The 23,418-nt window shown below is 70.8% G+C and carries 24 protein-coding genes and 4 pseudogenes; 14 read left to right on the forward strand and 14 right to left on the reverse strand.

Annotation, left to right across the window (positions count from 1 at the left end):
- The first annotated feature begins 1 nt into the window (after window position 1).
- The 4 genes from ACLML9_RS06405 (at window position 2) to ACLML9_RS06420 (ending at window position 3,970) form a co-directional block, all read left to right on the forward strand.
- Entirely contained in the window at window positions 2-562 is a 561-nt protein-coding gene (locus ACLML9_RS06405) for a YdcF family protein (protein ID WP_411944611.1), read from the forward strand.
- A gap of 20 nt (window positions 563-582) precedes the next feature.
- Window positions 583-1,914, forward strand: coding sequence for a glutamate-1-semialdehyde 2,1-aminomutase (locus ACLML9_RS06410; protein WP_411944640.1), 1,332 nt, complete (start codon window positions 583-585; stop codon window positions 1,912-1,914).
- An 86-nt stretch (window positions 1,915-2,000) separates the two neighbouring features.
- Window positions 2,001-3,128, forward strand: coding sequence for a glycosyltransferase (locus tag ACLML9_RS06415; protein ID WP_411944641.1), 1,128 nt, complete (start codon window positions 2,001-2,003; stop codon window positions 3,126-3,128).
- A 485-nt stretch (window positions 3,129-3,613) separates the two neighbouring features.
- Window positions 3,614-3,970 (forward strand): hypothetical protein, encoded by a 357-nt coding sequence (locus ACLML9_RS06420; RefSeq protein WP_411944612.1) that lies wholly within the window; start codon window positions 3,614-3,616, stop codon window positions 3,968-3,970.
- Window positions 3,971-4,075: 105 nt separating this feature from the next.
- On the opposite strand, the gene ACLML9_RS06425 is transcribed toward ACLML9_RS06420, so the two are convergent.
- Window positions 4,076-4,489, reverse strand: coding sequence for a MarR family winged helix-turn-helix transcriptional regulator (locus ACLML9_RS06425; RefSeq protein WP_411944613.1), 414 nt, complete (start codon window positions 4,487-4,489; stop codon window positions 4,076-4,078).
- Between the two features lie 76 nt (window positions 4,490-4,565).
- Here ACLML9_RS06425 and ACLML9_RS06430 point away from each other — a divergent pair, with 76 nt between their 5' ends.
- The 3 genes from ACLML9_RS06430 to ACLML9_RS06440 all read left to right on the forward strand — a co-directional run bounded on the left by ACLML9_RS06430 (window position 4,566) and on the right by ACLML9_RS06440 (window position 6,947).
- Window positions 4,566-5,099, forward strand: a complete 534-nt coding sequence (locus ACLML9_RS06430) for a winged helix DNA-binding protein (protein ID WP_411944614.1) — start codon at window positions 4,566-4,568, stop codon at window positions 5,097-5,099.
- Window positions 5,100-5,393: 294 nt separating this feature from the next.
- On the forward strand, window positions 5,394-6,164 hold the full coding sequence (locus ACLML9_RS06435; RefSeq protein ID WP_265807776.1) for a VOC family protein: 771 nt from the start codon (window positions 5,394-5,396) through the stop codon (window positions 6,162-6,164).
- 114 nt (window positions 6,165-6,278) lie between these two features.
- Window positions 6,279-6,947, forward strand: a complete 669-nt coding sequence (locus ACLML9_RS06440) for a hypothetical protein (protein ID WP_411944615.1) — start codon at window positions 6,279-6,281, stop codon at window positions 6,945-6,947.
- Window positions 6,948-6,967: 20 nt separating this feature from the next.
- On the opposite strand, the gene ACLML9_RS06445 is transcribed toward ACLML9_RS06440, so the two are convergent.
- Window positions 6,968-7,201, reverse strand: coding sequence for a hypothetical protein (locus tag ACLML9_RS06445; RefSeq protein ID WP_411944616.1), 234 nt, complete (start codon window positions 7,199-7,201; stop codon window positions 6,968-6,970).
- A gap of 18 nt (window positions 7,202-7,219) precedes the next feature.
- Between ACLML9_RS06445 and ACLML9_RS06450 the strand changes: the two genes are divergently transcribed.
- Window positions 7,220-7,876: a hypothetical protein gene (locus tag ACLML9_RS06450; protein WP_030525116.1), complete on the forward strand. Its 657-nt coding sequence runs from the start codon at window positions 7,220-7,222 to the stop codon at window positions 7,874-7,876.
- A 45-nt stretch (window positions 7,877-7,921) separates the two neighbouring features.
- On the opposite strand, the gene ACLML9_RS06455 is transcribed toward ACLML9_RS06450, so the two are convergent.
- Together ACLML9_RS06455 and ACLML9_RS06460 are read right to left on the reverse strand one after the other, a co-directional pair.
- Window positions 7,922-8,248 (reverse strand): histone-like nucleoid-structuring protein Lsr2, encoded by a 327-nt coding sequence (locus tag ACLML9_RS06455; RefSeq protein WP_030525115.1) that lies wholly within the window; start codon window positions 8,246-8,248, stop codon window positions 7,922-7,924.
- A gap of 290 nt (window positions 8,249-8,538) precedes the next feature.
- The gene (locus ACLML9_RS06460; protein WP_411944617.1) at window positions 8,539-8,913 is read right to left on the reverse strand and encodes a hypothetical protein; all 375 of its coding nucleotides are present in this window, start codon (window positions 8,911-8,913) and stop codon (window positions 8,539-8,541) included.
- 67 nt (window positions 8,914-8,980) lie between these two features.
- Between ACLML9_RS06460 and ACLML9_RS06465 the strand changes: the two genes are divergently transcribed.
- The gene (locus tag ACLML9_RS06465; protein WP_411944618.1) at window positions 8,981-9,949 is read left to right on the forward strand and encodes an ADP-ribosylglycohydrolase family protein; all 969 of its coding nucleotides are present in this window, start codon (window positions 8,981-8,983) and stop codon (window positions 9,947-9,949) included.
- Window positions 9,950-10,033: 84 nt separating this feature from the next.
- On the opposite strand, the gene ACLML9_RS06470 is transcribed toward ACLML9_RS06465, so the two are convergent.
- The gene (locus ACLML9_RS06470) at window positions 10,034-10,387 is read right to left on the reverse strand and encodes a UBP-type zinc finger domain-containing protein (protein WP_411944642.1); all 354 of its coding nucleotides are present in this window, start codon (window positions 10,385-10,387) and stop codon (window positions 10,034-10,036) included.
- A gap of 263 nt (window positions 10,388-10,650) precedes the next feature.
- Between ACLML9_RS06470 and ACLML9_RS06475 the strand changes: the two genes are divergently transcribed.
- Window positions 10,651-12,024 (forward strand): cytochrome P450, encoded by a 1,374-nt coding sequence (locus tag ACLML9_RS06475; RefSeq protein WP_411944619.1) that lies wholly within the window; start codon window positions 10,651-10,653, stop codon window positions 12,022-12,024.
- Between the two features lie 51 nt (window positions 12,025-12,075).
- Here the strand turns inward: ACLML9_RS06475 and ACLML9_RS06480 are convergent.
- A pseudogene (locus ACLML9_RS06480) lies at window positions 12,076-12,482 on the reverse strand (four-helix bundle copper-binding protein).
- A 116-nt stretch (window positions 12,483-12,598) separates the two neighbouring features.
- Entirely contained in the window at window positions 12,599-13,546 is a 948-nt protein-coding gene (locus ACLML9_RS06485) for a helix-turn-helix transcriptional regulator (protein ID WP_411944620.1), read from the reverse strand.
- Between the two features lie 467 nt (window positions 13,547-14,013).
- Here ACLML9_RS06485 and ACLML9_RS06490 point away from each other — a divergent pair, with 467 nt between their 5' ends.
- Complete coding sequence (locus tag ACLML9_RS06490; protein WP_411944621.1) at window positions 14,014-14,835, forward strand: SigB/SigF/SigG family RNA polymerase sigma factor; 822 nt, start codon at window positions 14,014-14,016, stop codon at window positions 14,833-14,835.
- Window positions 14,836-14,901: 66 nt separating this feature from the next.
- Here ACLML9_RS06490 and ACLML9_RS06495 read toward each other — a convergent pair.
- The 4 genes and pseudogenes from ACLML9_RS06495 to ACLML9_RS06510 form a co-directional block, all read right to left on the reverse strand.
- A pseudogene (locus tag ACLML9_RS06495) lies at window positions 14,902-15,147 on the reverse strand (TetR/AcrR family transcriptional regulator); the annotation flags it as partial.
- 232 nt (window positions 15,148-15,379) lie between these two features.
- Window positions 15,380-15,821, reverse strand: a pseudogene (locus ACLML9_RS06500) (hypothetical protein); the annotation flags it as partial.
- 27 nt (window positions 15,822-15,848) lie between these two features.
- Entirely contained in the window at window positions 15,849-16,691 is an 843-nt protein-coding gene (locus ACLML9_RS06505) for an IclR family transcriptional regulator (protein ID WP_411944622.1), read from the reverse strand.
- A gap of 195 nt (window positions 16,692-16,886) precedes the next feature.
- Window positions 16,887-17,364, reverse strand: a pseudogene (locus ACLML9_RS06510) (SDR family NAD(P)-dependent oxidoreductase); the annotation flags it as partial.
- A 184-nt stretch (window positions 17,365-17,548) separates the two neighbouring features.
- Between ACLML9_RS06510 and ACLML9_RS06515 the strand changes: the two are divergent.
- Complete coding sequence (locus tag ACLML9_RS06515; protein ID WP_411944623.1) at window positions 17,549-19,213, forward strand: class I adenylate-forming enzyme family protein; 1,665 nt, start codon at window positions 17,549-17,551, stop codon at window positions 19,211-19,213.
- On the opposite strand, the gene ACLML9_RS06520 is transcribed toward ACLML9_RS06515, so the two are convergent.
- Window positions 19,203-19,823, reverse strand: a complete 621-nt coding sequence (locus tag ACLML9_RS06520) for a TetR family transcriptional regulator (protein WP_411944624.1) — start codon at window positions 19,821-19,823, stop codon at window positions 19,203-19,205. The genes ACLML9_RS06515 and ACLML9_RS06520 overlap by 11 nt on opposite strands.
- A 266-nt stretch (window positions 19,824-20,089) precedes the next feature.
- Here ACLML9_RS06520 and ACLML9_RS06525 point away from each other — a divergent pair, with 266 nt between their 5' ends.
- Both ACLML9_RS06525 and ACLML9_RS06530 read left to right on the forward strand, forming a co-directional pair.
- Window positions 20,090-20,839, forward strand: coding sequence for an SDR family NAD(P)-dependent oxidoreductase (locus tag ACLML9_RS06525; protein WP_411944625.1), 750 nt, complete (start codon window positions 20,090-20,092; stop codon window positions 20,837-20,839).
- Entirely contained in the window at window positions 20,815-21,687 is an 873-nt protein-coding gene (locus tag ACLML9_RS06530; RefSeq protein ID WP_411944626.1) for a P1 family peptidase, read from the forward strand. The genes ACLML9_RS06525 and ACLML9_RS06530 overlap by 25 nt, the downstream gene beginning before the upstream one ends.
- A 79-nt stretch (window positions 21,688-21,766) precedes the next feature.
- Here ACLML9_RS06530 and ACLML9_RS06535 read toward each other — a convergent pair whose 3' ends face one another.
- Both ACLML9_RS06535 and ACLML9_RS06540 read right to left on the reverse strand, forming a co-directional pair.
- Window positions 21,767-22,510 carry a hypothetical protein gene (locus tag ACLML9_RS06535; RefSeq protein WP_411944627.1) on the reverse strand — a complete coding sequence of 248 codons (744 nt, stop codon included), beginning with the start codon at window positions 22,508-22,510 and terminating at the stop codon, window positions 21,767-21,769.
- 268 nt (window positions 22,511-22,778) lie between these two features.
- Window positions 22,779-23,414 carry a TetR family transcriptional regulator gene (locus ACLML9_RS06540; protein ID WP_411944628.1) on the reverse strand — a complete coding sequence of 212 codons (636 nt, stop codon included), beginning with the start codon at window positions 23,412-23,414 and terminating at the stop codon, window positions 22,779-22,781.
- Window positions 23,415-23,418: the final 4 nt, after the last annotated feature.

Below are 23,418 nucleotides of genomic sequence, written 5' to 3' on the forward strand. Positions count from 1 at the left end.
GATGACCGCACCTATCCCGGGCACCCGCCGCCGGCGGTGGCGGGTGCCGGTCGCTCTCCTCGTCCTGGCGACGCTGGCGGCGGTCGCCGGATGGCCGGTGTTCGTCCGGCCGCAGGTGGACCCGCTCCGCCACGCCGACGCCATCGTGGTACTCGGCGGGACCCCGTACGAACGATTCGATGTCGGACTCGAACTGGCCCGGCAACAGTGGGCGCCGGAGTTGCTGATCGCCGCGTCCACCGGACTCGACGATCCGCGGATGGACCGATACTGCCGTAACGGATACCCGTTCCGGGTCACCTGTTTCGAACCCCACCCGTGGACCACCCGCGGGGAAGCCCAGGAGATCCGCCGCCGGGCGGAAGCGGGCGGCTGGCGGCACATCATCGTCGTCACCTTCACCCCGCACGTCTCCCGGGCCCGCTATATCGTCGGCCGCTGCTTCGACGGTGAACTCACCATGATCGCCAGCCCGAGCCGTACCGACCCCGTGTTCCAGGCCTGGATGTATGTGCGGCAGACCGCCGGATACCTCAAGGCCTTCACCGAATCCGGCTGCTGAGCCGCGAAGGAGCGAGTGTGATCACCGATTTCGGCCGCAGCGCCGGCGTCCAGGCGCGGCTGCACGACCTGGTGCCCGGCGGCGCGCACACCTATGCCCGCGGCGCCGACCAGTACCCCGAGCATATGGCGCCGGTACTGGTGCGCGGACAGGGCTGCCGGGTCACCGATTGCGACGGCAACGAATTCGTGGAGTACGGGATGGGCCTGCGCTCGGTGACGCTCGGGCACGGCTACCGCCCGGTCGTCGACGCGGTGACCGCCGCCGTCGCCGACGGCGTCAGCTTCTCCCGGCCCACGGTCACCGAACTGGCCGCCGCCGAGGATTTCCTGGCGCTGGTCCCCGGCGCGGACATGGTGAAGTTCGCCAAGAACGGCTCCGATGCCACCACCGCCGCGGTGCGGCTGGCGCGCGCGGTGACCGACCGGATCACCGTCGCCGTCTGCGCGCAGCCCTTCTTCTCCGTGGACGACTGGTTCATCGGGACCACCGCCATGTCGGCCGGGATTCCACCCCAGCCGACCGTCTCCTTCCCCTACGGCGACCTGCCCGCCCTGGAACAGGTGCTGGCCGGGCGCGAGATCGCCTGCGTGGTCATGGAAGCCGCGACCGCGCTGCAGGAACCGCCGCCCGGCTATCTGCTCGGCGTGCGAGAGCTCTGCGACCGTTACGGAACGCTGCTGGTGTTCGACGAGATGATCACCGGGTTCCGGTGGGCAGCCGGCGGGGCGCAGCAGGTGTACGGCGTGGTGCCGGATCTGTCGTGCTGGGGCAAGGCGATGGGTAACGGTTTCCCGATCGCCGCCCTCGCCGGGCGCCGGGAATACCTCGAACTGGGCGGTTTGCGGACCGACGCGGACCGGGTGTTCCTGCTGTCGACGACCCACGGCCCGGAAACCGGTGGACTGGCCGCCTTCCGGGCCGTCGTCCACGCCTACGCCACCACCGACCCGGTGGGCCGGATGGAGGCCGCCGGCCGGCGACTGCGGGCGGGGATCGAGGAGATCACCGCCGGACTGGGTATCGGCGACCGGTTGTGTCTCGCCGGACGCCCGTCGTGCCTGCTGTTCCGGACACTCGATCCGGATGGCCACCCGTCCCAGGAGTTCCGCACACTCTTCCTCCAGGAACTGCTGCGACATGGCGTACTCGGGCAATCGTTCGTCACCTCCGCCGCGCATACCGACCGCGATATCGACCACACGATCGAGGCGTGCCGCCACGCCGCCGCGGTCTACCGGCGGGCCCTCGACCAGGGCACGGTCACCGGCCTGCTCGAAGGCCGCCCGGTGGCCCCCGCGCTACGCGCCCACGCGGCACCCCGCCGGCTGCTCACCGAGGTCGCCCGGTGACCGCGAACGCTGCCGCTCCCGGCCCGGCCACCCACTCCGACTCCAGCGAACGGCCTACGGCGACCGATCGGCCGGGCGGCCCCCGGCTGGCGATCGTGCACGAACGATTCACCGAATACGGCGGATCGGAAGCGGTCGTCGGTGAACTGTGCCGGACCTGGCCCGGCGCCCGCGTGTTCGCCCCGATCGTCGATCCCGCCGCCGCCCCGGCGATCGCGCATCCACCGTGGGACACCGTCTCCGGAACCCGGCTGTCCCGCCTCTACGCGCTCACCGGTAAACGTTCCCACGCACCACTGCTGCCGCTGGTCCCGCGCGCGCTGCGCCGGCTCCCCCTGCGCGCGGAGTACGACGCGGTGGTGGTCAGCCATCATGCCTTCGCAACCCAGGCGGTCTTCGCCACCGACGCACCCGTTATCGCCTACGTACACAGCCCCGCGCGCTGGGCATGGGATCCCGCGTTCCGGGCCCGGGAAGCCGACGGACCCGCGGGGCGCGCCGCGCTCGCCGCGCTCGGCGTGCTGGCCCGGCGCACCGAAACCGCCGCGGCGCCCCGGCTGGCGGCCGTGGTAGCCAATTCCCGCGCGGTGGCCGACCGGGTCCGGGACTGGTGGGGGCTGCCCGCCACAGTCGTCTATCCCCCGGTGCACCTGGACCGCTTCGCCGCGAATCCGGCGGTACCGCGTGAGGATTTTCTGCTGTTCGCCGGCCGCCTGGTCCCCTACAAACGTCCCGACCTGGCCATTCGTGCCGCCCAGCGGGCCGGCTTGCGCCTGGTGGTGGTCGGCGACGGCCGGTACCGCCGCCGGCTCGAGGCGATCGCCGGTCCGGAGACCACCTTCCTGGGCGCCGCCCCGGACGCCGTCCTGGCCGATATGTACCGCAGCTGCCGGGCCCTGCTCATGCCCGGGGTGGAGGATTTCGGAATCGTGCCGGTGGAGGCGATGGCCTGCGGGGCGCCCGTCCTGGCGGTCGGGGCAGGTGGCGCCCTGGACACCGTGATCCCCGGGCACACCGGCGGACATATCGCGGGCGGAACCGACGAGGAGGTGATCGACGGTTTCGCTGCCGCCCTGCGCGACCCGTCCACCACCGATCTGGATCCGGCCCGGATCCGTGCGCACGCGGAAACATTCGCTCCCCCGGTGTTCCGGGCGCGCATGGCGGACGCCGTGAGCCAGGCGCTCACAAACTCCGCCCCTTCTGTTCCCTAGATCTTCGATCGTGCGGCCGACCAGCCGTCGATCGATTCCGTTCGACATAGATTGATGCGCATATCTATGTATCGTCAACTATCCACCGTATCGAACTCGTCGACGATGTGCCCGCGGCGATCGCCGAATCCGACATCATCGTGGTGGCCTCCGGGCGCGCCCACACCCGAAGGTACGCAACGAATGGCCGCGGCCGGGTGGCCTGCTGATCTCGGTGGCCAGCAAGGGAGTCGAGAGCGGCGCCCTGCGTGCCGCGGACTACCCGATCGCGACCAGCACCGGCCGGCTGGGCGTCACCGGAACCCGGCCGGGGGGCGCAGACGGCGAACTGGTCATCGACGCCGAACTCCCCGAGATCGTGGCGGGCCGGGCCCCGGGCCGGCGGGGCGCGGACGACCGGGTGTTCGCCTTTTCCAGCGGAATGGTCATCACCGATATCCCGGTGGCGCACGCCCTGGCGACCCGGGCCGTGGCGGCCGCATCTCGTGCTCGCGCCGTTCCTCGGCTCGCACCGCGACGACATCGCGGTGCTCGCGGCCGCCTCCACCCTGCTGTGGTTCGCCATCGTCCAGCAGTACTGCAAGGGTTCGCAGAATCTGCGCATCGGCCTGCTGCGCGGTATCGGGAACACGAAGGCCGGTATGCAGAGCACCCTCATCGGATACTTCGCCCTCGGCGTACCCGCGATGGCGGTGTTCGGTATCGCGCTCGGCCGGCACGGTCCCGGTATCCGGCTCGGCCTGTGCCTGGGTTCCGGGGCGGCGGCCGTCCTGGTCCAGCGGAAGTTCCGGCGCGGGCTCCGCGACAGTGTGCAGGCGGGGCACCTGGCCGCCCGGACCTGACCCGGCCCCGCGGACTCCGGAGCGGCGCCGACCCGGCTCACCGCGACCGGGCGAAACCGGATCCCGGATGACACTGACACCCCGGCGTTTCCACGCGCCGGGGTGTCAGGGCATCGCCCGCACGAAACGATCGAGCAACCGCGCGAATTCGCTGCGCTCGCCCGCTGTCCACCCGGCCATGGCGGCATCGAAGGCGGCTCGGCGCCGCGCGTGGGACCGCTCGAGGATCTCCCGGCCGCGCTCGGTGAGCACCAGTACCGAACGTCTACCGTCGGCCTGATCGGCGACCCGGCGGACGAGGTCTTCGGCCACCGCGGCCGCTACCAGCTTGCTGGCCCGCGGCTGGTCCACGGCCAGCGCGGCGGCCACCACCGACACCGTGGGGGCCGGCTTCGCTTCGATCACGTCCAGCACTTCGAAGGACTGCCCGGCCGGTTCTCCCTCCTTCGCGAGCGCTCGCCGGGTCTGCCGACGGCGGATCGCGACCATCGCTCGTTCTACGCGCTCGACATCGTCCACCGGGACATGTTATTACGGACATGTACATGTTAAATGACAACTACTTATAGTTAGTCATGTATCCGACAGGAGTCCGATGAACGTCCGCACCCTGCTACTCGGCGCCGCCACCGCGCTACTCATCCCGCTGGCCGCCGCCTGCGGCGATCCCTCCGCCGACCGCTCGCCGGTGGAACCGGCACCCGCCGGCGAGCACCGGCTCATCGGCTACCAGGTCAAACGTCTCGACCAGTTGATCGACCTGGCCTTCGACCGACTGGTCGCCGAAGCCGGGCTCTCCCGGCGCGAATGGCAGACCCTCAACGCCCTCGCCGCCGGCCCGGCCGGCGACACGGAACTGACCGACGCGCTCCGCCCGTTCTGGGAGGTCGAGAAGGAAGACCCACGCGAGGTGGTCGCCACGCTGACCGAGCGCGGATGGGTCGGCCGGGACGGCGACGGGCGGTACACCCTCACCGAAGCCGGACGCACCGCCCGGGCCACAGCCGCCGACTCGGTCGGCCGCATCCGCGACCTCTCGGCGGACGGCGTGAGCGAGCAGGAGTTCACACAGATGATGGACGTCATGGCACGCATCATCGGCAACCTCGAACGGGCCACCACCGCCTGAGCGTCCGTACGGCGGTGCCCGGTTTCGCGCGCCTATCATTGGATGCGCGATTCCGGCCCCGCCGACCCTCCGGCGGCCCGGAACGGTCCCACCGACGGACCGGTACCGCGCCGGGCGCGCCGGCGAGTCGTCCGTCGAGCGCGTACGCGGCGGCACCACTCGGTCACGGTCGACGCGTGACGGGCCGTGACCCGTGACCCGTGACCCGTGACCCGTGACCCGTGACCCGTGACCCGTGACCCGTGACCCGTGACCCGTGACCCGTGACCCGTGACCCGTGACCCGGAGGGCAGTATGAGCGCGACCTCGATCGAGAGCATTCTCCTCGGCAGCACCGACCCGGACAGTCTCCGCGCGTGGTATGCCCAGGTGCTGGGTGTCACGCCGGATATCGACGGCTTCCTCGAATTCGGTGGTGTCGGTGTGCTCACCGACACCCGTGACGATCTCGCCCCGCGCACCGCCGAACCGGGACGGGTGATCATCAACTATCACGTGCCCGATATCCACGCCGCCGCGCGACGATTGGAGGCTTTCGAAGTCCCCTGGGTATCCGGCGTGCAGTACCGCGAGGCGGGACTGTGGTTCGCCACGGTCGAGGACCCCGACGGCAACTATGTGCAGCTGATCCAGACCACGCCCACCTATTGGGCCGAGAAGAAGCGCCGCGCGGGAGCGACCGCCGGGCCGCTGGACCACGCCCGGGCGGCGGTCCGGTTGCCGGCGCAGGATCTCGGACGCGCGCGGAGCTGGTACGCGCGACGGCTCGGACTCGAGCCCGCCGAAGAACGTGAGGGTGGCTTGCGCTACCGATGCGGCGGTACCGAATTCGTGGTCTTCGCGTCGGCCGGCCGGGCCTCGGGCGACCACACGCAGATGGGGTTCACGGTGCCCGATCTCGATTCGGCCGTCGCCCAGTTGCGGGAACGCGGAGTGGAATTCGAGAGCGAGATCGTCGAGGTGCGGGGGCACTACCCGTCGACCGGCGCGTCCGGGGAACGCGCCACCTGGTTCCGCGACAGCGAGGGAAACCTGCTCGGCCTGGGCCAGTACGTCTACGACTGATACCGGCACCCTGGCCGCCTCGGCGTCCCGAGTACCGTCCGGCCGAATGGGTGCCGACCCCGCCGGGCGAGCCGGGTGCGACGAGGTGTCGGGGCGAATCGATAGTCTGCCGGAATGGTCAGACCGGATCCGGCACTGCGGCGCCTGCTGCGCGAAACAGGAAAGTTGCTACAGCCGTACGGTTTTCACGGCACCGATGCCCCCTGGGTGCGGGTCGAGCCGGAGGGCGTCGCGTCCGTCGGCCGCACCCGGGTGTCGCGGACCTGGGCCGACGGTCAGCAGGTCCTGCGGTTCGGCCTGCATCTCGACGCCACGCCGCGGGCATGGTGGGAATTCGGCAACTGGCGCAACGAACGCCTGGGCCTCGACCCGATCCCGCTGGAGGAGGCCACCGGCCCCGATCTGATCGACGACCACGGCCTACCCGAGGAACTCACCCGGCCGTGGTCGCTGCGGGTCGATCCGGAGCAACCGGGCGGGCACGCGCTACAGACCGATCTCGACACCATCCGCGCCGAACTCCCCCGCCGGGTTCACGCGTACGCGCGCCGGGCGATTCAGCTCGCCGACCCCGACCGCTACCTGACCGAACTGCTGGCGCAACCCGGTGACCGGATCGGCACGCGGGAGGCGATCGTCGTCCTGCTCGCCGACCGCGGGCCAGGGCCCGAGCTCGACCTGGCGATCCACCGGCTGCGGACCTGCTTCGCCGACCGCACGGCGTCGGAGTTCGCGGAGGAGGTCATCACCTACGCGCAGACCCGGGCCGCCACCGTCGTCTGAACGGTGGCCGCGCCCGGACGTCAGCGGCGGAAGAGCCGGCGCACCCGGGCGCGGACCCGGGCGGCGCGTGATTCCGGTTCCGGGACCTCGACCGCCCGCTCGGCGGCCACCGCCTGCGCGAACCGGGCATGTAACTGCTCGCGGACCTCGTCCGGAGTGTAGGCGCGCCGGCGGCGTTCGGCGCGCACCACCACCACACCGGTGGCCACCACACCGGCCGCCCCCGCCAAACCCAATACCTTCCACCACCTCATAACGCATAGGCTACGTCCATGGCGGGTGTGGATCTCGATCTCGACCGGGCTGTCGAGATCACCAGGACGGGCGATATCTGGTTGTTCCGTGGACATTCCACGGCCGATCGGATGATCCGGATGACGACGAACAGTCCGGTCAACCATGTGGGTATGTCGGTGGTGATCGACGATCTTCCCGCGCTGATCTGGCACGCCGAACTCGGCCGGTCGCTCCCCGATATGTGGTCGGGCACCGCGCACCGCGGCGCTCAATTGCACAATCTGCGCGACGCGGTACTGACCTGGGCGAACCGCTACGGTCAGCAGGCATGGCTGCGCCAGCTCGAACCGCCCGCGACCCGGGAGATGGAGGACGGCGTGCTGCGCACGGTGGCGCGACTCGACGGCACCCCGTTCCCGTCCACCGCCGCCCTGGCCGGGCGCTGGTTCCGCGGCCGGGTCCGGCTGCCGCGCCGCCGCTCCCGCCCGCCCGCTGCCCGCGAGGTGGAGAACGCCTACTGCGCGGAGATCGTGGCGGCCACCTACCAGGCGATGGGGCTGCTCCCGGATACCCGCAGCCCCGACTGGTACGACCCCGGCCGATTCTGGAGCGGGGACCGCCTGCGGCTCAGCGGCGGCCGTACGCTCAGCGGTGAGATCGCCGTCCATGCCCCGCCCGAGCCGGCGAACTGAGATCGCCGGCCGGGGACTGCCACGGCCTACCGTGGCGCCCGGGCGTCAGCCGGCGGCGCGCTGATACGCCTCCAGCACAACACCGGGGATGCGGCCGCGATCGGGCACCTCGTGCCCGTTGCGCCGAGCCCACTCCCGCACCGCCTTCGCCGATTGCGGACGGTCCGGTGTCTGTCCTTTCGCCCGGCGCTGTTTGCCGACTCTGCGGGCGAACGGCACCCATTTGTCCAGTGCCGCGCGGAATTCCCGCGCATTCTCCTCGGAGAGGTCGATTTCGTACAGCAGTCCGTCGACTCCGAACGACACCGTCTCCGCCGCGACGGATTCGCCGTCCAGATCATCGACCATTGTGACAATTACCCTGCGCGCCACACCCACATCCCTTCACTCACTACACCACCGGCCGACCCGGCACGCGACACCGTACTGGTCCCACCCTCGGATACCGCCTCAGAAACGCTGAGAAACCAATGAGAAAGAGGCACTTGGACTCTCGTCCGACAGCGCCGGAGCGCCGCGGCGACTTCGGAAGGGTGGCCCTGCCGCCCCGGAAAGGCTCCGGCGCTGCCGTGTCCGGGAGTGCCCCGACTCCGGCGGCGAGGCCCTCACCTCGGCATACAGCGCCGTCAGGCATGTGCCGGCGGCGCTGCGCGCGGCACCGATCAGGACACCTGCGCCCGGCCGCATTCCGGCGGCGGTGGTTCCCGCAGGAATCGGAGCATCCGCTCGGCGGCCTCGCGCGCGCTGTGCCCGTCCCATACGGCCGGCACCTGCCGTTCCGGGATCCGGAACAGTCCCCAGTGCCGCATCCGGTAGTGGTTGGCGATCTGCCCGGTCGGCAAGGTCGCGTACACGACGAACCAGCCACCGCCGAAACAGAGTTCACCGTCGCTGTGCCGGATGCTCTTGTGCACGTCGTATCGGCCGCCGCGCGCCCACTCGTTGAATACGAGCGCGTTGTACAACATCCGATAGTGATACAGCTCGGCGAACGTATGGACGCCGTCGCTGGTGTTCTCGTCCGCCTTGCCGTGCACGCCGCCTCCAGGTCGCTCACTGTGGTGGTGATCGGACGAGTACCCGATCCGGCTACCATTCGACGCGATGCACATCGACTCGATGCTCGATTCGCTGGACGGCCTGTCCGTGGGAGATGCGCTGGGCCAGCAGTTTCCGGTCATGCGCCGGTCCATCGACGACCTCCGCGCGGGTGAGCTGCCCACCGAGCGGCCCTGGGCGTGGACCGGCGACACCGAAATGGCCTGCAGCGTGGTCGCCGAACTGCTGCGCAACGGTGCGATCGACCAGGATCGGCTCGCCACCGCTTTCGCGCGCCGGTTCCAGCCGCACCGCGACTACGGGTTCAACACGGTCGGGGTACTGCGCCGGATCGGTGCCGGTACACCCTGGCGGGACGCGGCCGGAGAGTTGTTCGAGCACCAGGGATCTCGCGGCAACGGGGCGGCCATGCGAGTCGCCCCGCTGGGCGCCTGCTTCGCGGGCGATCCGCAACGGATCGTCACCGAGGCCGCCCGATCGGCCGAGGTCACACATACCCACCCGGAGGGTATCGCCGGCGCGGTCGCGGTGGCGCTCGCCGCCGGCCTGGCCGCCCACACGCGGCGGGCCGGTGTCCGGCCCACCCCGGCGGAGTTCATCACCGCCGTTCTCGACCGGCTGGCCGACAGCGAGACGACCCGGCTGATCCACCGGGCCCGGTCGATGCTGGGCGTCTCCGCGGCGGAGGCCGCGCACGAACTCGGCAACGGCTCGCTGGTCACCGCGCAGAATACGGTGCCGTTCACGATATGGGTGGCGGCGACCACCCTCGACGACTACCCCGCCGCGATCACCACCTGTATCGCGGCGGACGGCGATATCGACACCACCGGCGCCATCACCGGCGGTATCGTCGCCGCCCACACCGGCACGGGCTCCGGCCGGGCCGGTGTGGTGCCACGGCAGTGGCTCACCGCGCGGGAACCGCTGCCCCGCTGGTTCGACCCGGAACGCCGGCCGCCCCGGCCGACGGGGCTCGCCCGCGTGCGCCGCTGGTTGCCCGGCGGCTCGTGACGGACCGCCGAGCGCACCCTGTTCATCGACTCTCGCCGATCGAATTTCGCGGCTCGTCGGCACAGGCGGGGCCGGCCGGCGATCTCAGTGGATATGGTCCTGCCAGTCCGCCGGTACCCGATCCCGCGGCCCGGGCACGGTCTGCGAGCCCGGATGCTCCCGTGGCGGCGCGAGTTCCGGGCCGGCCCCGTACATCTCACCGGACCGGTAGTCCCAGAACCAGTCCTCGCCCGGTTCGTAACTCTGCACGAACGGGTGCCCGGTCGCGGTGAAGTGCGCGGTGGCATGCCGGGCGGGAGACGAATCACAGCAGCCGATATGACCGCACTGGGCACACCGCCGCAGATGCACCCACCAGCCCCGCGCCTGTTCGCATTCGACACACCCCGGGCCGCTGGGCGGCACGGCCGGGTCGATGCCCTCGATCGCCTGAGACATCATGTACCTCCGCAAATGCCGATGGGGACCATTATCGCGCCGCACGCCGCCCGGGAGCAGCGCGGGGCCGATAGCGGGGATGCGGACGCCGCCCGGCCACGACCGGAACCCTATCGCGTCCGCAATGCCGATCGTCGCACACGCGGAGAGATCGTCCGAGGTCGATGGGCCTGCCCAGCGGCCGTGTTCCGTTTCACCGGCCCGCCCCCGGGTACGCGCCCGACGCCGGCAGTCGCCGGCCAGGGCAACGGGAGGAGAACGGCATGGCGGATGTGCACGGACACCGGCTCACCGGAATCCGGGCGGCCACCACCCTGGTGGATCTGGGTTTCCCGGCGATCGCCGCGGGGGTGATCGCGCGCCGCCGGCCGATGCTCGGGCTGCTGGAACGTCTCCGTGCCGACGAACGCGCGATCGAGCGGATCCGCGCCCTGCGCGCGGAGTTCGGCCGCGGACCGGTCGAACTGGTGGTGCCCGGCCGTCGGATCATCGTGGTCCTCGACCCCGAGGATGTCGGCCGCGTACTCGACGAAGCGCCCACCCCGTTCGACCCGGCGAATCGGGAGAAACGCGCCGCGCTGGGACAGTTCCAGCCGCACGGCGTGCTGGTGTCGCAGGGACCGGTCCGCGAACGGCGGCGCGCGGTGAACGAGGCGGCACTCGACACCGGCGCACCCCTGCACCGGCTCGCGACGCCGTTCGCGGCGAAGGTCGCCGACGAGGCACACGATCTGCTCACCCGCGCCCGCGGGCGCGGGGTGCTGGACGCCGGAACGTTCACGGCCGCGTGGTGGCGGCTGGTGCGGCGGATCGCGCTCGGTGAGCGGGCCCGGCACGATGACGCGATCACCGACGAGTTGTGGCGGCTGCGGTCGGCCGCGAACTGGTCGTTCCTGGCACCTCCGCACCGCAAACGCCGCGACCGGTTCCTCGCCCGGTTGTACGACTACGTGGAGTCGGCGGAACCGGACAGCCTGGCGGGCGCGCTGGCCGCGGTACCCGCTGCCGGAGCGATCGACCCGGTGGGTCAGATGCCGCAGTGGTTGTTCGCCTTCGACGCCGCCGGGATAGCGCTCTCGCGGACCCTGGCCCTGCTGGCCGACCATCCGGACCAGCGGGCGCGGGCCCGCGCCGAAGCCGAGGACCCCGGCACCGCCGGGCTGCGGCCCTACCTCCGGGCCTGTGTGCTCGAATCGATCCGGTTGTGGCCCACCACTCCGGTCATCCTGCGCGATACCACCGAGTGGACACGGTGGCGGTCCGGCTCGGCGGAGTTCGCGCTGGAGCCCGGGGCGGCACTGGTGATCGTGGCTCCGGCCTTCCATCGCGATCGCGACACGCTGCCGTTCGCCGACCGGTTCGTACCCGAGATCTGGCTGGACGGGCGCGCCCAGGAGTATCCGCAGCTGGTGCCGTTCAGCGCCGGCCCCGCCGAATGCCCGGGACGGAATCTGGTCCTGTTCGTCACCAGCGCACTGCTGGCGCATCTGGTGTCCGGGCCCGAACTACGCCTGCGCTCGCATCCGCCGCTCGGCCCTGCCGCACCGCTGCCCGCCACCTTGAACAACTATGGGCTCGAGTTCACGGTCGTGCCCGGCACCGAGGCCCCGAGAATCGCGGACGCCACGCCGCGATGAGCACGGCCACAGCGGCCCACCGGCTCGTCCCGGGTGGCCGCCACGCCCCGGTCAGCCGAGCGTCGCGAGCAGGTTCCGGCAGGCCTGCTCGCAGCGGCGGCATGCCTCGGCGCACACCTCGCAGTGCTCGTGCATACCGGCATGCCGCAGGCATTCCTCCCGGCACGCCGCACATGCGGCGGCGCAGGCCTCGAGCAATGGCCGGGTCGGCGCGGCGCGACCGCCGGTGTGCCGGGTGAGCACGCGACCGGTGGTATCGCAGATCTCGGCACAGTCCAGGTCGGTGCGGATACAGGTGACCAGGTCGGCGACCGTGGCTTCGCTCAGGCAGGAGTCCGCGCACGCGGTGCACACCTGCGCGCAGGAGAACATTCCTCGATGCACCGGGTCAGTGCGGTGCGGTCGATTCCGTCCAGGTCGTGCGGGTACAGGTCCAGCATTTCGGCCGCATGCGTCATGGTGCACTCCTCGGTCCGGTGGGCGGATTTCCCCGGCGTGCTACCCAGCGACCGGGCCCGCACACCTCCGCCGGGGCGGCGGCCCCGGCGAGGTACCGCAAACCGCGGCGCCGGACTCAGGTGTGCAGAACCTCCGACGGGTGGCGCCCGTAGTGATGGCGGTACGCGATCGCGAAGCGGCCCGGATGGGCGAAACCCCACCGGTAGGCGATGGTCGCGACGGTCCGCCCGTCCCCGGCCGCGGCGGCGCGCAGGTCGTCGTGCGCGCCGGCCAGCCGCAGCCTGCGCAGGTACCGCAGCGGTGTCGTGCCGAGATGGCGCCGGAACGCCAGCTGCAGGGCGCGCGGCGTCACGAATGCCGCGGCCGCCACCTCCGTGATCGTCACATCCTCGTGCAGATGCGATTCGAGATAGGCCACCGCGCGGCGCACCGTCTCCGGGTGAGCGTCGCGGCGGTCGGCGGCCGCGGCATCGGTCACCGCCGTGGTCGGCATGGTGGCGAGCACGGTCGCGGCGAGATAGTCGGCACCGGTCGCGGCGAGCAGTGGACTGTCCGCAGTGGCGGGGTCGGTGGCGACCCGTTGCAGGTGGGTGATCACCGCCGTCAGCTGCCGGTTCGCCGCCTGGCTCACTGCCCGGTGGCCGCTGAGCCGGACGGGATCCGCCGGATCGGCGGTGGTCGCGAGACGGTCCAGCAGCTCCGGGCCGAACATGGTGATGTCGTAGCGCGCGGAGCGGATCACCCCGGAATACGGCAGATCGTGCGGTGTGAGCAGGCCGGAGTCGCCGGGGGTGAAGGTGTCGCGGCCCGCACCGTGGTAATCCTCCTCGACCGTCCCGGAGTGCACCGTCACCAGGCAGACCTTGTTCAGCGGGTCGGCGTCGTAGGCCATATCGAAACCCAGGTCCAGCCGGTCGAGACTGACCGTGCCGAGCATGTCGCGGCGGATGCGGGTGCGCACCCCGCGCGGGCTGTCGTTGCCGATCTGCATCCGGGTGTAGGCGTCGTTGAGGAATGCCTCGGTCGCACCGAGGTCCTCGCTGTCGAACGCCAGACTCTGCATGAACAGCCTTCCGTCGGGTCGAACGCACCATCGGTGGTCGCGCAAGTGGAACGATGGTCGTTCTCTTGTACGACACCCTGTGTACTCGCCCGGATCAAACCGGCCGACGAACGCTGTGGCCCCGACGACCCGCCGATTCCCGGCGGGCGGCTCCTGGGAGGAGCCCGCACCACGCTCATGACCGCCACGCACCGAGCCGAACGGCTGACGCATTACCGGTCGTGCTGTCGCCCCCGGACAGAACGCCCGGAGGCGTCCAGTATCCGCGACCGCGGCCGCCCGCATGAGCGGAGTGACCGGCCGACCGCAGCCACTGTCCGGAAAACGAAGCCCACCGGCCTAGGCGATCCATAAAACGAAAGAAGCGGGTCGATCTTGATTGCCGACGCCGCGAGGCGGTAGCCGGGGATTGTGTCGCCCTCCGACGGCGCCGATCGAGGCGGAGGCAACGGAAAGCGAGGTTCTCGATGACGACTGTGGCCGCATACGACTCCCCCACCACCGCGCGGCGGGCCAGCCGCGGTACCGACAGCTACGACGGGATCGAGCCGCTCTTGGAGCAGCTCGCGGAGATGGACAGCGACGACCCCGGGCGACCGGAGTTGCGCGAGGAGATCATGCGGCGTTGTCTGCCGCTGGCCGATCACATCGCGCGCCGGTTCACCGGCCGCGGGGAAACCTACGAGGATCTGCACCAGATCGCCTCCCTGGGCCTGGTGCTGGCCGTGGACCGGTACGACGCGACCCGGGGCGCCAGCTTCCTGGCCTTCGCGGTGCCCACCATCATGGGTGAGGTCCGCCGCCATTTCCGCGACCACACCTGGGCGGTCCGTGTCCCGCGGCGGTTGAAGGAAACCCAGCTCGCCCTCGGCCCCACCATCGAACGCCTCAGCCAGGAACTCGGCCGCACCCCGACCGCGCTCGATATCGCCGTGGCGATGAATCTCGACCTCAACGAGGTCACCCAGGCGCTGCTGGCCGGGAATGCCTATCGCACCGATTCGCTCGACGCCTCGGTGGAGCAGAACGACAGCAGCGGGACGGCGGCGAAGAGCGCCGACACCCTCGGCGACGAGGATCCGTCCTACGAGCTCACCGAGAACGCCCTGACCATCGCACCCCTGCTGCGGGACCTCCCGGCGCGCGACCAGCGGGTGCTGCATATGCGATTCTTCGAGAACCGCACCCAGGCGCAGATCGCGGCCGAACTGAATGTCTCCCAGATGCAGATCTCGCGCATTCTGTCGCGCACGCTGGCGCTCCTGCGCGACCGCGCCCTGCGTGACTGACCGCCCGCCGACCACAAACGACACTGCTCCGGCCGAGCGTCGGTCACCGGTGACGACGAACGGTTCTCACTTCGCGGGCATCGCGTACTGCCCCATGAGCCCCTCGACGAACGCCCGCAGCTCGGCATGCCCCCGCCGCATCCCCACCGCCCCTTCGTTGCCGAGGATGCGCGCCGCGCCGGTGAGCAGCATCGAGACCACGACGGGCGGGAAGCGCTCCAGATCGACACCGTGCGCACGCAGTACGAGGGTTACGGCTGCGGTCTCGATATCCCGGACCCGCTCGGCGTACGCGTCGAGTTCGACGCCGACGAAGGAGACACGCGGTTTCGTCGTCCGGCTCCGCACGCCGGAGAAGATCCTCGATATCTGCGAAACCCGAATCGCCCTGGAGGCCACCGTCGCCCGCAGATCTTCGAGGCCATCCGCGACCGCGACCCCGACCGTGCGGCGAAAACCGTGGAGACCCACCAATCCCGCACCCGCGACCTGCGCCTCGCCGAGATGACCCACCGGCGCTGACGGGACCCGGACTCTGCCCGGTTCAGACCATCGAGCGGTGCATGCCCTGCGGTTCTCCACCGAGCTGCGTCAACGCCGAGGCGTGGAAGATGGAGCCGGGCACATGGATCGCGTGCGCCGGCCCGGCGTGCGGGTCACGGAAGAACCGCCGCATGGGGAACCGGTAGTGCAGCGCTCCGCCACCGGACCGGCTTGCCGGCGGCATCGCCGACCAGCGCACCCAGGAACGCCCACTGGCAGTGGTCGGTCCCGGAGGAGAACCACCAGCGTCCGTTGAGCAGATAGCCGCCGGCGACGGGGGTGGCCACGCCCATCGGCGCGTACGGTGACGCGACCCAGGTGTCCGGATCGGCACCCCAGATCTCCTCCTGCAGCCGGGGATCGGCGAAGGCGAGCAAGACCCACGCCGTCCCGACGCCGAGGCTGCCGGTCGTTTCGCTGTTCTGTCCGAGAGCCTTCCGGTGAGCGAGACGATCACCGGGGCCGGTGGCTCAGTGCGAGCCCAGCGCTTCCAGCGGTCGAACGCCTGCGGTCGGCTCCGTCCGGTCGCGAGGACCGGGGAACAGGGTGCGCGAGATCTCGCGGGACAGGTTCATCACCAGTGGCGCGACCCGGTCGAGCCGCGCGGTGCTCGCGTCGCCGCACAGTGAGACCGCGGCGACCGGACCGGCGTCACCGCGCACCGCGGCGCCGACACAGGCCACCCCGGGCGCCGATTCGCTGTCGTCGAAGGCGAGCCCGCCGCGCAGCCGGATGCGGCCGAGTTCGTAATGCAGGCTCGCGCGCTCGGCGATCGTCCGGCCGGTGCGGCGGGGCAGGGACGGGCGGTAGAGGCGGTCGACCGACTCCGGTTCCAGAGCCGCCAGGATCGCTTTTCCGCCGGCCGTGGCATAGGCCGGGGCGGACCCGCCCACCCGGGAGGGCAGCCGGGTGGCGAACCGCCCGCCGACCTTGTCGAGGTAGACGGTGTCGCCGCCGTCGAGCACCGTCAGGTGCACCACCAGGCCGGTCCGCAGGTGCAGTTCGTGCAGTAGCGGGGCCGCCGCCGCCCGGATCCGGTCGTGCCCGTCCCCGCCGAGACCGCGTGCGCGGCGGCCGAGCGCGTAGCCGAGGGAGGTGTGCTCGACCCAAGCGGACTCGGTGAGCTGATGCAGGATGCGGTAGACGGTGGAGCGCGGCAGCCGCGCGCGCCGCGCGACCTCCTCGAGGGGCAGCCGTGAGCTCCGGTTGTCGAACGCATCCAGGATCCGGGTCATCCGCTCGACCATGGACAGCGGCAGGTCCGGTTCGCCGGTCTGCTCGGCAGTGCCGTTCCCCGAATCAATGATGGTCATCGACTTCTCCAAGAGAGCTGTTCAGAAGCCTTTTATAGGCAAAAACTGAAATTGATTCTCGAACCACAGTAACACTCGCCGGCTCCCCCGGAGCGGAAACGACGAGTTACCCGCGAGCACAGCTCATGATCCGGCCCGGACGAGTCCGGCGGCCGCCGCGCGTACCTCTCCCCCGTGAACCTGCCCGCGTCCGCAGGGTGACAGGGCGTGCGGGGCGACCGCGTTCACCCGGATGCCGTTCCGGCCCCATTCGCTGGCGGCGGTCCGGGTCAGCGAACGCATCGCCTCCTTGGTGGCCGCGTACAGACACGTATCCGCCGGCATCCCAGCGCACCGCCGCCGAGGTGACCATAGTGACGATCGCCCCACCGCCCCCGGGCCTTCATATACGGATGGCAGGCCTGCATCAGCCGCAGGATGTCCACCCCGCCGAAGAGCTCGGCCACCTGCTCGACCAAGGGCTCCAGCCGATCGGTCCCGCCGATATCGCACACCACGGGCGCGGCCCGGCCCCGGCCGCGCGGATGTGCTCGGTGGTGGCGCGGAGGGTGGCCTCGGTTCGCCCCATCACCGCGAGCGCCGCACCTTCCGCCGCGAGCGCGTAGGCGATACCCTGCCCCACGCCCTGACCGCCGCCGGTCACGATGGCCACCTTGCCCTCGGATGAACCCATTGTCGATCGTCTCCCACTGTTCGTCGTGTGCGGCACCGTGCGGCGCATGGTGCCGCGGACGGTGGCCGCGCCACGGTTTCGACCGCGGACGGTGGTCTCGCTCAGTGGCAACGACCGCCCGGCTTTCCGGCACGCCGTGAGAGGTTGTCAGCCGCTACGCACCGTGAACGAGAGGGTCGCCACCATGACGACACCGGCAGACGCACAGCAGCGCCTCAACGAAGTCATCACGCAGCTGACCGGGCCGGGTGGCCGGTTCGAGATCACCGCGGAACAGGTGCTCGGCGCCACCATGCCCGTGCTGCGGCAGCGCGGGCGCGCGGTCGGCGACCTGGTGGCCGCGTCCCGGGCCTGGCAGGACCGCGACTACCTGGTGACCGCCGACCGCCGTATCTCCTATGCGCAGCACGCGGATGCCGTCGCCGCGCTGGCCACCGCGTTGCGCGACGAGTACGGCGTACGCCGGGGCGACCGGGTCGCGCTGCTGGCCGCCAACTGTCCCGAATGGGTGACGGCGTTCTGGGCCGCGCAGTGCCTGGGCGCCGTCACCGTCGGGCTGAACAGCTGGTGGACGCCCCGGGAGATCGAGTACGGACTCGAACACAGCCGGCCGCGGGTGCTGATCGTCGATGCCAAACGCGCCGCGCTCCTGGCCGATATCGATACCGCGGAGATCGCCGTGCTCACCGTCGAGACAGACGTTCCGCGGCTCGTCGCGGCCCACTCCGGCGCCGAACTGCCCCGGCCCGAGGTCGACGAGGACGATCCGGCGGTCATCCTCTACACCAGCGGCACCAGCGGCCGGCCGAAAGGCGCGTTGCATTCCCAGCGCAACCTGCTCGCGGTCGTCGACTACCACCGTTTCTCCGACGCCATGGCGGCGGCGTTCACCGGGCGCGCCTATTCCGAGACCGAGCCGAGTCCCTTGCGCTATCTGCTGACCTCACCGCTGTTCCATATCGCCGGCCTGCACAACCTGGTGGTGCCACGCTTGGCGACCGGGGGCACCGTGGTGATGTATCAGGGCGCTTTCGCCGCGGATCCGGTGCTGGGACTGATCGAACGGGAACGGGTCACGAACTGGGGCGCGGTGCCGACCATGGCCGCACGCCTGCTCGAGCACGGCGATATCGACAACTACGACCTCTCGTCGTTGACGGCGTTCGCACTCGCCTCGGCCCCGTCGTCGATCGCGCTCAAGGACCGGCTGCGGCAGCGGTTCCCGTTCGCCCGCGACGCCCTGGTCGACAGCTACGGGCTCACCGAATGCAGTACCGCCATAGCGGTCGCCACGACCGCCGAGCTCGAGCAGTACCCCGGCACGCTCGGCCGGCCGATTCTCACCGTATCGGTGGAGATCCGCGACCCGTTCGGGGAGCGTGTCCCCGACGGCACCGAGGGCGAGGTGTGCGTGCGCAGCCCCTTCGTCATGCTCGGCTACTGGGCGGACGAGGCAGCCACTGCCGCCGCGATCACCCCGGACCGCTGGTTGCGCACCGGCGATTTCGGCGTCCTCGAAGACGGGCGGCTGCGGTTGACCGGCCGCCGCTCGGATCTGATCCTGCGCGGCGGCGAGAACGTCTACCCCACCGAGATCGAGCAGTGCCTGGACGAACATCCGACGGTCGCGGAGTGCGCTGTCGTAGGTGTTCCACACGAGGATCTGGGGCAGGAGGTGGCGGCGATCGTCGTGGTACGCCCGGGTGCGACCGTCGACGAGGCGCAACTGCACGAATACGCCGCCGCCCGGCTGTCGTATTACAAAGTGCCCAGCCGCTGGCGGATCGGCACCGACCCGCTGCCCCGCAACGCGACCGGGAAGGTGATCCGGCGCGGTCTCACCGCCTGAACGACTCCGGCCATTCCGCGAGCAGCAGATCGCACGCCATGCGCAGGTCCGCTTCGGCGTCCGCGATGGTGATCCGCCCGTTGAGACACGACTGGATGATGCCGAAGACCGAATGGATCAGTACCCGCAGCAACCGGGCATCCCGTTCGGTCACCTGCTCGTTCCCGGCGGCGTCGTACAGCAGGTGCCGGAAATTGCGGTCCACCCCGGCCGTATCCGGCACCGCGGACGCCCGGGCCGCGCTGTTGGACTGGATCATCGCGGTGGCCAGCAGCGGCCGGCCCAGCAGCACGCGAACCACCTGGAGCAACCTGTCGTGGACCGCGTCCCGGGCGCTCTGTTCCGGGTCGGGCCGCCGGGCGTATTTCGCGCGCATCCGGTCGATCTGATCGAGCATGACCGCCACGAACAGATGGGTTTTGGACGGGAAGTACCGGTACAGGGTGGCGACCGCGACCCCCGCGAGTTTCGCCACCTCGTGCATCTGGACCCGTTCGAGTTCCTTCTCGGTGGCCAGCGTGGCGGCGGCGTCGAGGATGCGGACCACCCGGGCATGCTGCTCGGTGGAACTCGGTGCCGCGGCATCGCGCGTTTCGGCGATCCTCGGCATAACTCCCCTTCCTCGTCCCACCGCCCGGTATCCGTCGCGTCGGCACCGCCCGAGACCGGCGGCGGACTTCTTCCTCGGGCGGGACCGCCCGCCGCGGAGTCGACGCTACCGACCCCGTATCGCCGCCCGGTGGTCGCGGTCTCGGCCAGTGAGAATGCCGGCCGCGGCGCCGGCCGCGCACCCCTACCGTGAGCGCCGCGGTCCACGCGCAGGTCGTGGCCGAACCCACTGCTGTGCGCGGGTCGCGCACCCGAAGGAGGATACCGATGTCACAGGAATTCCAGGGCCGGGTCGCGCTGGTGACCGGCGCCGCACGCGGTCAGTGTCGCGCGCACGCACTCGCGTTCGCCGAGCGGGGCGCCGATATCGTCCTGTGTGATCGGTGCGAGGACAGTGCCGCATTGGACTACCCGCTCGCCACCCGCGCCGACCTCGCGCATACCGCGGAACTGGTCACCGCGCTCGGCCGGCGGTGTGTGAGCGTGCGGGCCGATACCGCCGACCGGGCCGCGATGGACGCGCTGGTACGGCGGGCCGAAGACGAACTCGGGTCGGTGGATATCGCGGTCGCCAACGCGGGGGTCACCGGGGTCGCGCCGATCGGTGAACACCCCACCGAGCTCTGGCACGAAGTCATCGGCAGCAACCTCACCGGGGTGTTCAACACGCTGGTCGCGGTCACCCCGGGCATGATCGCCCGCAGGTACGGCCGCATCATCACCACCTCGTCGATGACGGGACGCGGCGCGAGCCCGGACATGGCCTCCTATGTGGCCTCCAAATGGGGTGTGATCGGCCTGACCAAATCGCCGGCGATGGAGCTCGCCCCGCACGGCATCACGGTGAACTCCGTGGCCCCGGGCCGGCGCGTGTCACCTCGCGGTCCCCGTTCCGCGACAGCACCTTCCACACGGCCGCGCACCATCGGTGCGATGATCGCTGTGCAGCGCCCGGTTTCCGCGGGCACAGTCGGGAGAACGGAGGCCGCCGGGTGGGTATCGGAATTTCCGGGGTGAGTGTCGGTCACTGGACCGATGAGGTGGGCCGGACCGGCTGTACGGTGCTCCTGCTACCGGCAGGCACCGTCGCCTCGTGCGAGGTACGCGGCGGCGCCCCGGCCAGTCGTGAACTCGATGCCCTGTCCCCGGACAAAGCCGTGGTCTCCATCGATGCCGTCGTCCTGACCGGTGGGTCGGCCTTCGGTCTCGCCGCGGCCGACGGCGTCATGCGCTACCTCGAAGAACAGGATCGCGGCGTCCCTACTCCCGCCGGGCGCGTCCCGATCGTCCCCACGCTGGCACTGTTCGACCTGGGCGCGGGCGATCCCGCGGCCCGGCCCACCCCCGAGTCCGGTTACTTCGCGGCCAGGGCGGCCGCCGGGGAGCAGATTCTCGTGGGCCGCGTCGGCGCGGGCACCGGCGCCCACACCTCTCAGTGGCGCGGGCCGGAGCTGCGCCGGCCGGGCGGCCTGGGCTACGCCGAGCGCCGGCTGGGTGATCTGGTGGTCGGTGCGTTGTGCGCGGTCAACGCGTTCGGCGATATCGACCTCGGTGCGGCGGATGTCTCGCTGGACGCGGTGCTGCGGCTCGAGGGTGGGTTCGATTTCGCGCGCACCCGCGACCACACCACCATCGGCGCTGTCATCACCAATGCCCGGCTGGACAAACCGGGCTGCCGCATCGTCGCCCAGGGCGCCCACGACGGTCTCTCCCGGGCCCTGACACCGCCGCACACCCGCTTCGACGGGGACGGTTTCATCGCCGCCGCCACCGGCACCGTCGACGCACATGTCGATACGGTGCGGCTGATGGCGCTGGCCGCCGTCGTCGACGCGATCCGCTCGGTCGCCACCCGCGAAACCTGAACCGGCCCGGACTTTCACCCCGAGCGCGCCGCGGGACGTCACCACCGGAGGCGGGCCGGGCCGCCGCCGGTCTGTGGATTCAGCGGCCGAACACCGTGTTCAGCACCTCCGCCGCGGCCCGGTTCAGCGGCACCAATACCCGCCGGTTCAGGAAACCGAGCGGGCGCACGACGACGAAATCCCATACTGCCGCGAGCGCACGCAGCACCGGCCGCACTACGGTCCGATAGACAAAAACACACGGCACCACGACCAGCACCCGCACCACAGCGGTCGCCCCGCGCCAGCCGTAGGACACGATCGTCGCGAGGAGCATCCCGCACGGCCGTAACACCCAGCGCCACAGCTGCCGCAGCGGCCCCACCACACACCACCGCCACAGCCACTCCGCGGTCGACGCGATCGCACCCAGCACCGGTCGGAGGACCCGGCGCCACAGCAGTTCGAGTCCGGGAAGCAGCAGCCGCCGCCAGAGCCATCGTTCGATCGCGTGCCGCAGCGGCCGCAGCAGCCAGTCCATCAGCAGCGCCCCCAACGGCGTGAGCACCCTGCCCCACAGCACATGCCGGAGCGCCCACCCCCACACCGCATCCTTGACGAACAGCCACAGCGGGCGCACCACCCAGTACCAGAGAAATCGGCCCACCGGCGCCAGCAGCCGTTCCAGTGCGTAGACGCCCGTCGCGACGGCCGCCCGACCGCACAACTTCACCCCCTCCCAGAGCAACCGCACCGGCACCAGCAGCACCACCGCCAGGGCCCGCGCGACCCATTCGCCGATCGACACCCGTGGCCGGGGTTCCCGTGGATCTGTCGAAGACATCGAATCCTCCTCCCGCCCGGAATCATCGCACCCCGGAGGACCCACCGTTAACGGTTGGTTCCCTTGGGCCGTGGCCGAGTGCAGACCAGCGGGCCGGCGTGACAGGGTCCCGGCGGTAGGCGCGCCCGGGACCGGCTCACGCCCGAACCGGGCCGTCGGCGACACTGCGGTGGATGCGCGGACCGCCGAGGCCGCTCGGGACCATGTTCGCTCGGATGCTGTTCATCGGTCCGGGGCCGGGGCACGGCGGAAAGGCGAGGTCCGCGTCTCACTCCGCGGTCGGTACCGTCCGCGCGAATCCTTCGGCGAGCAGTTCGAAGGCGCGGTCGGCCTCGGCGAGCGCGACCGGGTGCCGCTGTGCCGCGCTGCGCCCGGCAGCCATCTCGCGCCAGTTGGCCTCGCACAGGTTGCGGCGCACCGCGGTGATCGCGCTCGCCGCCAATCGCGCATCCAGATCATCGGGCGGGCCGAGGGTTGCGGCGAGTGCGATCTCACCGCCGCCGAGGAAGTGGGCGAGCCGCGCGATGAGCGCCGGAGTGTCCAGCACCAATCGGTAGCAGCCCACCACTTCGGGTGTGTCACACAGGCCCGTGGCGGGTTCGTGGTTGTCCAGGCCGGTGCGGAACGCCGCGTGGAGCGCGTCCAGTGGTGTCTGCCCCCTCGCCCGATCCCGTACTACTCGCGCCGCATCGTCGATGTGGTCGGCGAATCGGTGTACGACGAGGTCCTCTTTGGACGGGAAGTACTGGAAGAGGGTGCGTTTGGACACCTCCGCGGTCGTCGCGATGTCCACCACCGATACCGCATCGAACCCGTCGGCCAGGAACAACCGGAGGGCGGCATCGGAGATGGCCGCGCGCGTTCGACGCTTCTTGCGCTCACGGAGACCCGGCTCGGGATTCATACCG

The sequence above is a fragment of the Nocardia sp. NPDC002869 genome, assembly GCF_046764065.1.
Lineage (GTDB): Bacteria > Actinomycetota > Actinomycetes > Mycobacteriales > Mycobacteriaceae > Nocardia > Nocardia rhamnosiphila.